The organism is Niastella sp. sgz303648 (assembly GCF_059587045.1).
In genome coordinates, this window is sequence record NZ_JCAPSW010000008.1 from 75,807 (window position 1) to 89,502 (window position 13,696).

Consider the following 13,696-nt stretch of genomic DNA (forward strand, 5'->3'; position numbering starts at 1 on the left):
TAGTTTTCAACCGGCGATGCGAATAATGTTTTTTCTGACAACGTTTATTTATAGAAGTAAATGAAAAAAATATTCACTATCCTCTTTTTGTTTTTCTTCTCATTAAAATCATTTGCACAGGTTTGGCAATGGTCAGTTTCAGTTGATAGTGTGGTCTCTGATGAAACAAAAGATCATCCCATTGCTTTTTTATGGATACCTGAAGATTGTAAGCAGGTTCGTGGTGTTGTGGTTGGACAGCACAACATGATTGAAGAAGGCATTTTTGAGCATCCTGATTTTAGAAAAGCAATGAGTGAAATTGGTTTTGCCATTGTTTGGGTTTCGCCAATGCTCAATATGAACTTCGATTTTGCCAAAGATGCAGGTGAAGATTTCAATTACATGATGAAGAAGCTTGCTGATTCATCGGGCTATAAAGAGTTGGAGTTTGTTCCTGTTGTTCCCCTGGGGCATTCTGCCGCAGCAACTTATCCCTGGAATTTTGCTGCGTGGAATCCTAAAAGAACACTTGCTGTTATTTCTGTTCATGGAGATGCGCCTCAAACAAAACTTACAGGATATGGACGACCAAATGTTGAATGGGGAAGCAGAAACATTGATGGGGTGCCCGGGCTTTTTGTGATGGGAGAATATGAGTGGTGGGAAGATAGAATCACTCCTGGCTTTGATTATGTGAGTAAACATCCAAAAACGCCAATTACATTTTTATGTGATGCTGGCCATGGGCATTTTGATTACTCTGATGCATTGGTAAGATATCTTGCCCTTTACATAAAAATAGCTGCTGTGCATCGATTGCCTGCTTCAATGCCTTTGGATAAACCTGCTGAATTAACATTTATTGATATTTTCAATGGGTGGCTGATGGATAGATGGAGAAAAGATAGTTTACCAATAGCACCTTCAGCGTCTTATAAAAATTATAATGGTGATCGATATTTCTCTTCATGGTGTTTTAATAAAGAAATATGTGATGTTGCAAATAAAAATTATGCAGCAGCGAGAGGGAAGAAGAAACAGTATTTGGGATTCATTCAAAATGGTGAAATTGTAAAACCAGCCAAATCACATGCTAACTATAATTTGAAATTTAATCCTGAAAGTGATGGCATTACTTTTCATGTCAGTGCATTTTTTGCTGATTCATCAGGAATGATACCGGCAAGTGATCACGCAGGAACTCAATTACGAATAAGCAGGATTACCGGACCTGTTAAAAAGATTAATGATTCAACATTCCAAATCAATTTTGATCGTGTTGGGTTTAATAACCCCAAACGCTCCAACGATATTTGGCTGATTGCAACGAATGATGGCGATGAAAAATATAAAAGTATGGTACAACAAGCCGACCTGCGTTTCCCATTATGGAATAAAGAAGGAGAAAAGCAGCAGATCATTTTTGATTCCATTCCGGATCAGATGAAGAAAAATAGAACCGTGGCATTAAAGGCACATTCTACGGCAAACGTTCCGGTTTCTTTTTATGTTGCGGAAGGACCTGCAATAGTATCAGGTAGTGAATTGAGGTTGACTTCAATTCCCCCCCGTGCAAAGTATCCAATTAAGGTAACGGTGGTTGCATGGCAATATGGAAGAAGCGTTGAGCCTAAACTTCAAACCGCACAGCCGGTCGAAAGAATATTCTATATTCTGAAGTAGTCGAAGAAAATAAAAGTTTTAAAATGGCACTAATCAAGCGAACGGGAACAATATCAATTGGAGCAATACCAAAGATGTTTTAAGATTCCGGACCCAGATTAAAGATTTGCTGTGTTATGAAAAATAAAACCCTGTTTGTACTCCTTTTTGTCGTATCAATTAACTCACTTTTGTATGCACAAAAGACCAGTAAAGACCGATACGATTTTTCACCCATTCGTTCTAAGATCAAAACCTGGATCGGGGAAGGTTATTATAATGGCGCTTCCATTCTTATTGCAAAGAACAACAAGGTTATTTATGAAGCTTATTTTGGAAATTATGATACAGGTACTGTTGCTTTCATAGCATCGGCAGGTAAATGGCTGGCAGCGGCTACCATAGCCGCTGTTGTTGATGATGGAAAATTATCGTGGGATGACAGCGTAAAAAAATGGTTGCCTTCGTTTACTGATGTTAAAGGAAATGCAACGCTCCGCATGTTGTTTTCACATACCGCAGGTTATCCCGGTTATCAACCCGAAGGGAAACGCCGTGACGATTACCAAACATTAAATGAAGCCGTTGCGAATATTGTAGAACTGCCCGCAGACACTTTGCCTGGAACAAAATTTAGTTATGGTGGATTGGCAATGCAGGTTGCGGGACGCATGGCTGAACTGGCAACAGGTAAAAGTTGGGAAGTCATTTTTCAGGAAAAGATTGCCGGCCCGCTTGGAATGAGGTCGACCCATTTTACACCGGTGGATACTACACCCGGACATAACCCAATGATTGGTGGAGGTGCGAGATCTTCATTACATGATTATGGCCGTTTTTTGCAAATGATCCTCAATGGAGGTGTGTTTAATGGCAAAAGGATTTTGAGTACCCGTGCTATTAATGAAATGCAGGCCGATCAAATAAGAAATGCCAGTGTGAATACAGGTGAATTTGTTGAATATGTGCGAGCCTCCGGCCGGAAAGACATTTATGGTTTGGGCGAATGGCGTGAAGAAGTGAATGACAGTGGGCAGGCGACGCTTATCAGCAGCCCTTCCTGGGCGGGGGCTTACCCATGGATTGATAAGAAAAACAATTTGTATGGTTTTTTTCTCACAAGAGTAACTGATATGAAAGAAGGGTTCTCTTCTTTTTATGCGAGCCCCGTTTTGCCCATATTGACGCGTGATGTATTGAACGATGCGGCACATGCCAATGTAAAAAGGGGCTTTATTAATGTTGACAACGGAAAATTATTCTACGAAGAGCTGGGAGAGGGGGAACCGCTGATCTTTATTCATGGGCATTCTTTTGATCATTATGAGTGGGACCCGCAATTCTATGCCTTTGCCAAAAAATATCGCGTAATCCGTTATGATGTGCGGGGCTATGGACGTTCTTCCATGCCCAGGGAATATTCGTCCTGTTCACATGCAGAAGATCTGTTGCAATTGATGAATGTATTGAAGGTTAAGAAGGCTCATCTTGTTGGGTTATCAATGGGCGGATTCATTGCCACGGATTTTTTAGTACTGCACCAGAACAGGTTGTTGTCGGCAACCATGGCCAGTGGCGATATATGGTATGGGTCTCCCGGCCCTGCTTCACCCTGGAAAAAAAGTGAAATAGCAAAAAGAGAGGAAGAAATTCAGGTTTATAAACGCAAGGGCGTTTTCAATAACAAGATTGCATGGTTTAACGCGCTTACCACCCGCAATGGTCAAATAATTACAAAATTACGCGAACCCGTCTGGAACATGATATACAAGTGGGATGCCTGGCAGCCACTTCATGTTGAACCGAGATTCTTATTAGGCTCATCCGTTATTGAAAAATTAAAACAAACCAATGTTACTGTACCTGTATTGGTTTTAACGGGCACGGCTGATGCAAACCTGAAAAATAAATTAATGGAACTGGTTCCATCGGCAAAGCAGGCTTTTGTTGAAAATGCAGGCCATGTAAGTAATTTGGAAAATCCTGAGGATTTTAATAACAAATTAGGTCATTTCTTAACAGGCACTTCCAGCAAAATTGTCACTATTTTACCAACTGTTCCACCTTCCCTGCCCACACTATAATCTTCGCGATTAACAGAAAACTGGCCTTTAAAAATGCCGGCATCTCCTTTAGTAGTGAACGTAAAAGATATTTCCACAGGTTTGGTAGTACTTTTTATAGTCAGATCACCGAGTGCTTTATACCCCGTACCGGCTTTTTCAATTTTCCTGGATTGAAAGGTGATCAGCGGGTATTTATCAGTATTTAACCATACTTCCTTTCGAAGGTCGTGGTTGCGCAAACCTATGCCCGTACTTATTGTTTTTGCTTCAATGCTTGCAGAAAATGAACTACCCGGCAAGTCATTTTCGCTAAACCGGATGGTTGCCTTCAACCCCGAAAAATTACCATGTACTGTTCCAAAAGGACCTTTTACATTAAATAAAATTTTAGCATTTACTGCATCCACATTCCAATTCGCTGCTAAAACCAATCCTGTAATTATCAATGATGCTGCTAACGTTTGTTTTATTTTCATATGTTTTTTTATTACTCATTCCCGGATGCTTTTATTGGCTAATTGACGATGACAGTAGCTTTCATCGTAGAATGGTAAATACAGTGGTAGGGAAAAGAACCTGTTGTGTTAAATGTTTTCGAAAAGGAGTGCCCTGCTGTAATATCGCCACTGTTAAAACTATTGTCATCTGCGGTAACTGTATGCGTGGTATTGTCGTTATTGGTCCAGGTAACAGTCGTTCCTCCTTTTACTGTAAGACTGGCTACTGAGAAACTCATGTTTTGCATGGTCACCGTGGTAGTGCCGGTATTTGTATTGTTCATGGTTGACCCCGACGAACTCCCTTTACTACAATGACTTGCAAGGGCGCCTGCCAATACTAAGAAAATAAGCAATGGCAGAAAATATTGCTTTTTCATATACATCGTTTTATAACAATACGAGTAATGAAAACTATTAGTTGCCCTTTGAAAAGGCATTCCGGATTGCTGTTACAGGATCAGGCGCAAAATGTATGCTTTTCGTATAATTGAACAATCTGTTGGTGTAGAGGGCCCGGAATTTTAACTATCTTTTTTGTTTTTGCCTCAATAATTACCGGTAGATCCGGCACCTCCTCCGCTGCCCCCACCAAAATCAAAATGGTTATCAGGCTCAGTGGCCGTTGTTTGATGGAAGGTTTGAGTAACTACCAACGACTCCAACTGAAGCAATCCGGTTACATTTGGATCATTCGGTTCGGCATGTGTAAAACCATACTTGGGGGGCGTAAGGTATTTTGTAATAAGATAGGATATAAAAATCATTATAATGCCGCCTATGCTCATAGCTATTTCCAGTGGAGCAATATGATGATAATAACGGATGGTTATTACAATAGCAACGACCAATATCAAACCTGTTCGCAGTAAAATAACATCTTTCTTCTGTATTCCTTTGAAGATATATACAGCGGGAATTAAAACTGTCGGTATCCAGAAAATCCATCCGCCGGGTATAGATTCTCCTTCTTTCAAATTAAGATCAAACATGATGTTACTTACTTCTCTTACTGCAAGATAATTTCCGGCAACATAAAGTATAATCAGCGCAAGTATTTCTATAAGTGTACAACAATCTGTATAATATCTCAACCGGTTATTGTTCTTGTTTTTCCTCATAAGCCGGTAAACAAAAAAGGAGATCGCCATGAGCAAAAAGGGCATTGCGGTTTTTGCCATATTACCCAACGGAATAACACCATAAAATAAAACGCCGAGAAAAGAAATAAAAGCAAGGCCACCCATAAGCACGTTGCCAAATCGCAGCAGGTAATAAGATGAAAGGATAAAGATTAATACAGATTGGGCAAAAAACGATATAGAAGGATACAGTAAGTTAACAGCGCATACCATAAACCCAATGCTTAACCATATCATGGCATCGTCCATTCCCGAACGGTAATGATTTTTTTCGCGAATTAAAAATTCCAAAGCCGCATATATCAACAAAGAAAAAACCAGCGCTAATATTCCAAACTTTGTCTCTGAACCAACCATAGTCACCAGGCAAAATAAACCAAAAACCATAAGGGCTATTACTGCTGTTAGCAGGAATAATCCTATACGTATGAATAAATTGGGCGAGTATAGGCCTACAGGATATGTTTTTTCGATTCCCGCTGCTTCTTCTGTAGAAATAAGATTATGATTTAAAGCAAATTTTGCTTCCTCGTTTATTAATAAATGGTCAAGAGATTTATGGTTATATGCTATCATTAAGCTTTAGTTTTTTGTTCATCTTAGTCAAAAATACGATCAGCCCTGCGCCTGAGAAGATAAAATACATTAATATAAGGTAAATTATGCCAATGTCCTGCACTCCATGTAGCATCAGTTGTATCATCACATAACTGATACCAATATACCCGTAGAGTGTTAGCATCAGCATAAAATAAAAGGAAGCCTCAGCGATCGATTTTTTATAGAAATAGAATACAATGCCTGCCAGTGGTAACAGCCAAAGCGCATATAAGTTGTCGAAGTGAATCATTCCTGCCAGGCAGGCGATGAACAATATATTCATTCCAAAGTTGGTGTATGTAAAACAGAAATGAGCTTTTATATTTCGCTGTTTGCTGCCCCAGGCTATTACATTAAGCGCCACTCCTAATAATAGCCCTGCAAAAATGATCCCGGCATCATCAAAATTGTTCTCATTAATTATACTGAGTGGTTTTATAGCTATGCCCATCCATGCGGCAAGATTGGCTATTGCCATGCTTAAAACACCTAAATGATCGAAATAATAAGCACAAAAAAATAAGATGACCATAGGAATAAACGTGGCCAGTCCATAAGCATTTCCAAAAACGGTGTATTGTACCTGCAGGTAGGTTATAAAAGTGATAAGGGTCAGGCATCCCAGTAAGAGTATATAATCAAAATAAGAATTAGGTGCGGGTACTTTGGTTGTAGCAAAGGGAGGTTTTTTACGTTCACAGTAAAAGAAGCATCCTATACATAATAGCCCTATAGCTGCCAGTATAGCCTGATGTCCGATAGTATCAATGTTTTTATAGATTAATATACCCAGTCCGCCTGTAAGTAATAAAATGCCGAGATATAAAATGGTTTTCAGTTCCCAGTGCACGGAAAAAAGACCGGAATTTGCCTTTTGCTTTACTTTTTGAAGAGATAATTCAGAGATTAGTCCCTCTTTGTGTAATTGTTCAAATAAAGGTATGTTCACGATGTAAGGTTTGTTAACAGAAAGTAAATATAATTCTTTTATTATTGATAGTATGCGTAATTGCAAAGGCGCAGGTGGCCACAAAATCTCTGTTTAATGTTAGGGTGATTTAATCAATTCATATCTTCATACAATTAACTCCTCAAAGATCCCGGCCGGCTATTTAAATGATGAGGGCATGAATATACAACCAATTAAAATTTTTAATGGGCGGGTCATCACGCCTTATCGTATCATCAACGGCGCTACTTTATTGATTACGGGAAATAAAATCACTGCTATTGCTGAGCGGGATATAGAAGTACCGGGTGCGCTCACCATTGATGCAGGCGGAAAATACATTGCGCCGGGCTTTATAGATATACACGTACACGGCGGCGGCGATGCTGATTTTATGGATGGAACTGCAGATGCTTTTTTGCAGGCTGCCGGTTTACATGCCCGCTATGGCACCACTTCCATGACCCCCACTACACTTAGCGGCGACAAACAAACTCTGTTACAGGTATTGAAGGCATATGAACAGGCGCATAGTAAAAATAAAACAGGATCTGAATTTATAGGCATGCACCTCGAAGGGCCTTATTTCGCCATGAACCAGCGCGGAGCGCAGGACCCCCGGTATATTCGCAATCCCGATCCTGATGAGTATATGAATATTCTATCCCGTTCGAATGTTATTACCCGCTGGAGCGCTGCTCCTGAATTGACAGGAGCTCTTGAATTTGCCGACTACCTGCGGTCAAAAGGCATTCTGGCGGCATTGGCCCATACTGATGCTGTTTATGAAGAAGTGCTGGAAGCCTTTGAAAGAGGGTATACCCATGCCACTCATTTGTATTCAGCTATGTCGGGCGTTACCCGAAGAGGAACGATGCGTTATGCAGGAGCCGTTGAAAGTGCATTTTTGATTGATGAAATGACAGTTGAAATTATTGCCGACGGCGTACACCTGCCACCACCCCTGTTAAAGCTGGTATACAAAATTAAAGGGGCCGATAAAACGGCCCTGATTACAGATGCCATGCGGGGTGCCGGTATGCCGCCGGGGGAAAGTATACTGGGAAGCAAACAAAACGGGTTGCGGGTTATCATTGAAGATGACGTAGCAAAATTACCCGACCGTAGCTCATTTGCCGGTAGTGTGGCTACTGCCAACCGGCTGGTGCGGAATATGGTGTTGCTGGCCGGTGTGCCTTTGTGCGACGCGGTGAGGATGATGACCAGTACGCCGGCTGAAATCATGGGCATTGCCAACAGAAAGGGATCATTAACGGCCGGAAAAGATGCCGACATAGTGATTATCGACGAACAGGTTGATGTTTATATGACTATCATCGGTGGCCGGATTGTTTATGACAGAACAGGTACAAACAATCAGAAAACGACACTATAAAGTAACAGTATCTAAATAAATGACTATGTCCCGGGAAATAGTTAAAGAAAATCTGGTTATTAATATATGCGATAACAGGATACTGTTGGGTGCCGCAGCTGCTACAGCCCTTGCGAAAACCATCCACCATCTTTTGCAGGTGCAGCCCTTAATAAATATTGTATTTGCAGCAGCTCCTTCTCAAAATGAGTTCCTCAGTGCTTTATTGGAAGAAACGGTTCCCTGGCATTGTATCAATGCCTTTCATATGGATGAATATATAGGGCTGCCGGCTGGTTCAGATCAAACGTTTGCCGGTTATCTTAAAAAACATTTGTTCGAAAAAGTATCCTGTAAAGCGGTGCATTATATAAATGGCAACGCACCCGATCTGATTGATGAATGTACCAGGTACAGTGACCTGCTCAAAAAATTTCCCATCGATATTGTGTGTATGGGCATCGGCGAAAATAATCATATCGCCTTCAATGATCCGCCGGTAGCTGATTTTAATGACCCCGAAACAGTAAAGATTGTAAAGTTGGATGAAGACTGCCGTCAGCAACAGGTAAACGATAATTGTTTTTCATCGCTGCAGCAGGTGCCCACGCGGGCCATTACCTTAACCGTGCCTGCTTTGGTGAAGGGCAAATATATATTCTGCATGGTACCGGGCGAAAGAAAAGCAAAAGCGGTTTACCACACTATCAACAGCGCTGTTACCGAACAATATCCTTCTACTATTTTAAGAAAACATAAAGGGGTGCGGTTGTTCATAGATAATGACAGCAATAAAATGATTCAACTATGAAAAACCGGTTATTTTTTGTATTGCTGATTTTTATTTTTAACCAGGCGCCGGGGCAAACAGCAGCAACGCATGATTTTACCGTAAAAGCTTTTCATCTCGATTTGCGTATACAGGTAATGACCATGCCGGCGTTAAAAATTTTTGTTAAACGGTTACAGCAGGGTGGTATTAACACGCTGATATTGGAATATGAAGCTACATATCCTTACCTAAAACATCCATTGATTGCTAACCGGTATGCTTATACAAAAAGTGAAATCAATTCGTTTGTTACTTTTTGCAACCAGTTGGGCATTGATGTAATTCCTTTGCAGCAAAGCTTTGGGCACGTGGAGTATATATTGCGTCATTACCAGTATGCCGCATTGCGCGAAGATGTAAAGGAACTTTCACAGGTTTGTCCGCTTCAAACAGATGGCGATAGTGCTTTATTTACCGATTTGTATACCGAACTGGCTGCAGCTCATACATCACGTTATATTCATATCGGGGGAGATGAAACCTGGTTGCTGGGCCATTGTGCCAGGTGCCGGGCAAAGGCAGAGAAAGAAGGCATATCGAAATTGTACATTGATTACATAAACATGCTTTGCCGAATTGTGATGCGGTTGGGAAAGCGTCCCGTTCTTTGGGCTGATATTGCCTTGAAATACCCCGAAGCCCTGCAGTTACTGCCAAAGGAAACCATATTTGTAGACTGGAATTATGGATGGGTGCTGAACAGGTTTGGCGATCATCAAAAACTGGTTGAAAGCGGTTTTGAAATATGGGGTGCGCCGGCTTTAAGAAGCAGTCCGGATAATTATTTTTTGACTCAATGGGAAAAGCATTTCAATAATATCAGGGACTTTGTTCCCGTAGCCAGACAATTAGGATATAAAGGAATTGTAATGACCTCGTGGTCTACCTCAGGTGCGTACTCTTACCTGTATGAATCGGAAGATAATTTGAGCCAGTTGTATGCTATAAGACAGGTGTATCCCATTACTGGGTTCAATATATTGCTGGCAGCGTTTATGAAAAGCATTGCTGCTTCCGAACCGTTGAATACAGAAGCATTTATTGTTGACTATTGTGCAAAAACGTATGGATTTACCCAGGTGCAGGGCAGGGACTTTTGGCAGGCGTTGAAAATAACGCCATATGAAGTAGAAAATGGTATAGTAAAAAGCCCTGTTCCGCTTTCACTGGCAACATTAGCCGACAGCGTTACAAAAGCGGCTAACGTATTTCACAAACTGAAACCATTAAAAAATATAGAAGAGTTTAAGCAGTACAGGCTGATGGCCGATATCCGTGTTCAATATATTCGTTTTTTGCAAATTGAAAAGCAGGTGAATGTCGGCTCTCTTACGCAGTCAGAAATTTTTCCCCTGATTCAAAAGTTACGGGCATTGATGGCAACAGCCTCATTGCTCGACCAACGATTTATTGCACTCAATAAAAATAGCTTTTATGTATCTGAATTAAAACAGGCAAACCAGTACCGCAACATAAAGCTTCAGCTGCTTTATGACCGGTTGGGCAAAATAAGATGAAATACCTAAACTAAATAAATCATACCATGAACTTTCAAAGGCAATGTTTACTGCTGCTGTTGAACTACTTGTTTTTTAATTTACAGGCAGGGGCGCAAACTGTATCCAAAGAACCTGATTCTTTGGGTCCTTTTTATCTGAAAAACATTGATACCTGGTCTATTCATGCTGCTGCTATTGGTGAGGATTATACATTGTATGTTTTGAGAACGGCTGCATATGATACCAGTAATATACAATTGCCGGTTTTGTATATGACGGATGGCGACTGGAATATGACAGTGGCCATGAATTGCTTTAGCATGTTGCGACAGGATTATATTACCCATGAACCATTGATTGTTGGAATAGGGTATGGCAAAGGAAAAAATCAACGTTTTCGGGATCTTGATCCCGGAACCGGGGGACCTGCTTTTTTAGCATTCATTGAAAAAGAGGTAATGCCTTTTATTGATAAAAAATACCGCACTAATAAAGAAAAGGCTATTTATGGATATTCTATGGGTGGCATGTTTACTACCTATATTCTGTTTAACCGTCCTGATTTATTTGATAAGGTTTTTATTGGCGCTCCCGGCAATAATGGAAGCCTACTGATGCCTGCTGCGAAACAATATTTTAAAGATCATAAAGATTTAAAGAGTAAAGTTTTTATAGGGGTGGGTAGTTATGAAAAGGAGGTGGTAAAGAACATTGATTCATTTGCAGATTATTTACTGTCACGCAAATGCCCGGGCCTCTCCATCAGGAAAGATTTTACACCGGGTGCTAATCATGGCGCTGCATTGGCCCAGGTTATGCAAAATGCAATTGCCTTTGGTTATTGTGAACGGCACGATGCAATAACGGTTGATCCTGTTATTTTTAATCAATACAAGGGCAATTATATAAGTAAAGACACATCATTGCCCAATGTATTGATATTTACCGATAAGAATAAACTATACTGGCAATGGCAAAGGGCCGGTGAAATTCCAACTCAGTTGCTTCCTATGAGCAAAACAACCTGGTTTATGGTTGAAAACGAACGGATACTTTTTACATTTAAAAAAGAGAATAATAAATCAGTATTGGTTGCAGTTCCGGAAGATAAAAAGGAATATGTTTTTATCAGGAAGGAATGAAAGTTCTAATTAAACTTCATTACACTTAATACGATAATAACGGCAACAATGATCAGCTGAATCAAATGTAAGATGACTATTCTCTTTTTTATGTCATCGAATGAAATTGCTGATTTGCCATAGATTTTGTTTTCAAGCCTTTTACTACTCCTCACGGTCATTATCCTTAATATTATTAATATAACTACTAATGCAATCTTTAATCGCATCCATAACTGACTGCCGTATACTTTGTGCATCTGGCTCATCATTAAAATACCGGCTGTAACAATAAACGCTAATGAAATGCCCATTAACCGGGCATATTTGCCGGTTGTAGTAAATAAAGCTTTTGCAATGGGTTCATCTTTTTCAGCGGATTGCCATATTTGATTAAAAGTGATCATATTGGCTACGAAGGTGCCTGTAAACAATGCGAATGCCGAAAGATGAACAATGAGATAATAATAATATGCTGTCATATAATTTGTACTTTGAAATACAAATTTGGCAACCATTATTGATAGGTACCTGTGATAAAGATCACAAAATGCCTTGCTTCATTCTTTTGTTTCTGATGCGGCTTAACGTTTCTCTTTTTATGCCCAGGTAAGAGGCTAATTGTGATATGGGGACCCGTTGTAGTAAGGCAGGTTCGTTCTTTTCTAAAAATTCGTACCGTTTTTTTGCCGTTAATATGCGGTACAGTTGTAATTGCCTTTCCTGTTTCGCAGCTATTAATTGTAAGTTCTTTTGGCCGGCTAAGCCAATTTCGGGTGATTGTTGTATGGCAGCCAGCAAATGCGGCTTATCAATTTTATACACGATCATCGGTTCACAGGCAACAATTGTAAAATTGGAAGGAATGTCAAAAATGTAGCTGTTTATATTAGTGACCGTTTCATATTCAAAATAAAAATTGAGATTCACTTCTGCATCATTCTGTATATTGTAAGCCCTGCAATATCCCTGTTCAATTAAATACAGCGACTGGCAATGTCTGCCAATGCGTATCAGCTCATCACCTTTTTTGTATTCGATCTTCGAAAAATAAGGTAATATAACGTCCAAACTGTGTTTAGATAGCTCAAAAAATGGTTTAATATTTTTGATAAGGAGCTCCATTGCTCAAATTTACACCTTCTCTATACAATCAGGCACCATGGTTTTATGGCGCTGCTCCCTTAATTCAATCCCAAAGATTTTGATTTAATCGAAGCAATTTCATATGCAACACTGGTGCCGCGTTTGGTGTCGGCAATTTTATGGGTTAAAGAAGAATTGGGCTTAATGGAAAAAAAATCTTCATACTTCGTATCCCATATTCCTCCATTGGCTTTGATATAGGTTATTTTAACATGTACTTTATCAAGCGTATAATCGGTAGTATTATTAACAGTTATTTCTAAATCAGAAATTCCTCCTAACCTGCTGTGCTGATAGGTATTGTTTTCTGCTTTTACATAGACCCTGATATTGTTCCTGATCTTTCTTTTCAGGCTTTCGTCGCTATTGGCAGCGTTGCCTGCAGATGCTGCACGGTTTTCTTTTTCTGCTTCTTTCGGGGCCGATTGAATGGTTGCATTTGCATCCTGCTTATACAAAGCGGCCATTACGCCCATTAATAAAATTATTGGAATCAGCAAAATCCAACGCAGTTTGGAATTTCTTTGCCGCATCGGATTTCTCCTATGATCTGTTCGTAAATTATGCGGCCAGGTCGATGGTTCGGGTTTGAGGGTCAGCGCGGGTGGTTCGGGGGTAAACAATTCCTTAAGATCGTCAACTTTTCCGGCTACAGCCCATTCTGTAAGCCCGTCGTGCCACACGAGGGTATCTTTTGAAATATTTTGTTGTTTGAGCTGGGTAGCATCAAAAGGACCTTGCTTCGTATTTCCATCATGCACATAGAACTTTTTCATAATGTCGGATTTTCAGGTATATTGGACTTCTGCACGAATCGCTAAAATA

General features: G+C 40.1%; 13 protein-coding genes. 6 read left to right on the plus strand and 7 right to left on the minus strand.

Annotated features, from left to right (window positions below):
- Window positions 1–60: 60 nt before the first annotated feature.
- Window positions 61–1,665, plus strand: coding sequence for a hypothetical protein (locus AC59IL_RS23045; protein WP_496554555.1), 1,605 nt, complete (start codon window positions 61–63; stop codon window positions 1,663–1,665).
- Window positions 1,666–1,781: 116 nt separating this feature from the next.
- Entirely contained in the window at window positions 1,782–3,728 is a 1,947-nt protein-coding gene (locus tag AC59IL_RS23050) for an alpha/beta fold hydrolase (protein WP_496554556.1), read from the plus strand.
- On the opposite strand, the gene AC59IL_RS23055 is transcribed toward AC59IL_RS23050, so the two are convergent.
- The 4 genes from AC59IL_RS23055 to AC59IL_RS23070 form a co-directional block, all read right to left on the minus strand.
- The gene (locus tag AC59IL_RS23055) at window positions 3,653–4,186 is read right to left on the minus strand and encodes a YceI family protein (protein ID WP_496554557.1); all 534 of its coding nucleotides are present in this window, start codon (window positions 4,184–4,186) and stop codon (window positions 3,653–3,655) included. The two genes, AC59IL_RS23050 and AC59IL_RS23055, sit on opposite strands and share 76 nt — an antisense overlap.
- 38 nt (window positions 4,187–4,224) lie before the next feature.
- Complete coding sequence (locus AC59IL_RS23060) at window positions 4,225–4,587, minus strand: cupredoxin domain-containing protein (protein WP_496554558.1); 363 nt, start codon at window positions 4,585–4,587, stop codon at window positions 4,225–4,227.
- Window positions 4,588–4,755: 168 nt separating this feature from the next.
- Entirely contained in the window at window positions 4,756–5,925 is a 1,170-nt protein-coding gene (locus AC59IL_RS23065) for a hypothetical protein (protein WP_496554559.1), read from the minus strand.
- Window positions 5,912–6,898: a DUF2157 domain-containing protein gene (locus tag AC59IL_RS23070; protein ID WP_496554560.1), complete on the minus strand. Its 987-nt coding sequence runs from the start codon at window positions 6,896–6,898 to the stop codon at window positions 5,912–5,914. Before AC59IL_RS23070 ends, AC59IL_RS23065 begins: the two co-directional genes overlap by 14 nt.
- Window positions 6,899–7,076: 178 nt before the next feature.
- On the opposite strand from AC59IL_RS23070, the gene nagA reads away from it, so the two are divergent.
- The 4 genes from nagA to AC59IL_RS23090 are packed head-to-tail and all read left to right on the plus strand — an operon-like array spanning window position 7,077 to window position 11,746.
- The gene (gene nagA, locus AC59IL_RS23075) at window positions 7,077–8,294 is read left to right on the plus strand and encodes an N-acetylglucosamine-6-phosphate deacetylase (RefSeq protein ID WP_496554561.1); all 1,218 of its coding nucleotides are present in this window, start codon (window positions 7,077–7,079) and stop codon (window positions 8,292–8,294) included.
- A 25-nt stretch (window positions 8,295–8,319) separates the two neighbouring features.
- Complete coding sequence (locus AC59IL_RS23080; RefSeq protein ID WP_496554562.1) at window positions 8,320–9,084, plus strand: 6-phosphogluconolactonase; 765 nt, start codon at window positions 8,320–8,322, stop codon at window positions 9,082–9,084.
- Window positions 9,081–10,622, plus strand: a complete 1,542-nt coding sequence (locus tag AC59IL_RS23085) for a beta-N-acetylhexosaminidase (RefSeq protein ID WP_496554563.1) — start codon at window positions 9,081–9,083, stop codon at window positions 10,620–10,622. Before AC59IL_RS23080 ends, AC59IL_RS23085 begins: the two co-directional genes overlap by 4 nt.
- A gap of 26 nt (window positions 10,623–10,648) precedes the next feature.
- Window positions 10,649–11,746 carry an alpha/beta hydrolase gene (locus tag AC59IL_RS23090; protein ID WP_496554564.1) on the plus strand — a complete coding sequence of 366 codons (1,098 nt, stop codon included), beginning with the start codon at window positions 10,649–10,651 and terminating at the stop codon, window positions 11,744–11,746.
- A 5-nt stretch (window positions 11,747–11,751) separates the two neighbouring features.
- Here AC59IL_RS23090 and AC59IL_RS23095 read toward each other — a convergent pair whose 3' ends face one another.
- The 3 genes from AC59IL_RS23095 to AC59IL_RS23105 all read right to left on the minus strand — a co-directional run bounded on the left by AC59IL_RS23095 (window position 11,752) and on the right by AC59IL_RS23105 (window position 13,647).
- Window positions 11,752–12,207 (minus strand): hypothetical protein, encoded by a 456-nt coding sequence (locus AC59IL_RS23095; RefSeq protein ID WP_496554565.1) that lies wholly within the window; start codon window positions 12,205–12,207, stop codon window positions 11,752–11,754.
- Window positions 12,208–12,268: 61 nt separating this feature from the next.
- Window positions 12,269–12,850 (minus strand): Crp/Fnr family transcriptional regulator, encoded by a 582-nt coding sequence (locus AC59IL_RS23100; protein ID WP_496554566.1) that lies wholly within the window; start codon window positions 12,848–12,850, stop codon window positions 12,269–12,271.
- Between the two features lie 59 nt (window positions 12,851–12,909).
- Window positions 12,910–13,647: a DUF4339 domain-containing protein gene (locus AC59IL_RS23105; protein ID WP_496554567.1), complete on the minus strand. Its 738-nt coding sequence runs from the start codon at window positions 13,645–13,647 to the stop codon at window positions 12,910–12,912.
- Window positions 13,648–13,696 lie beyond the last annotated feature (49 nt).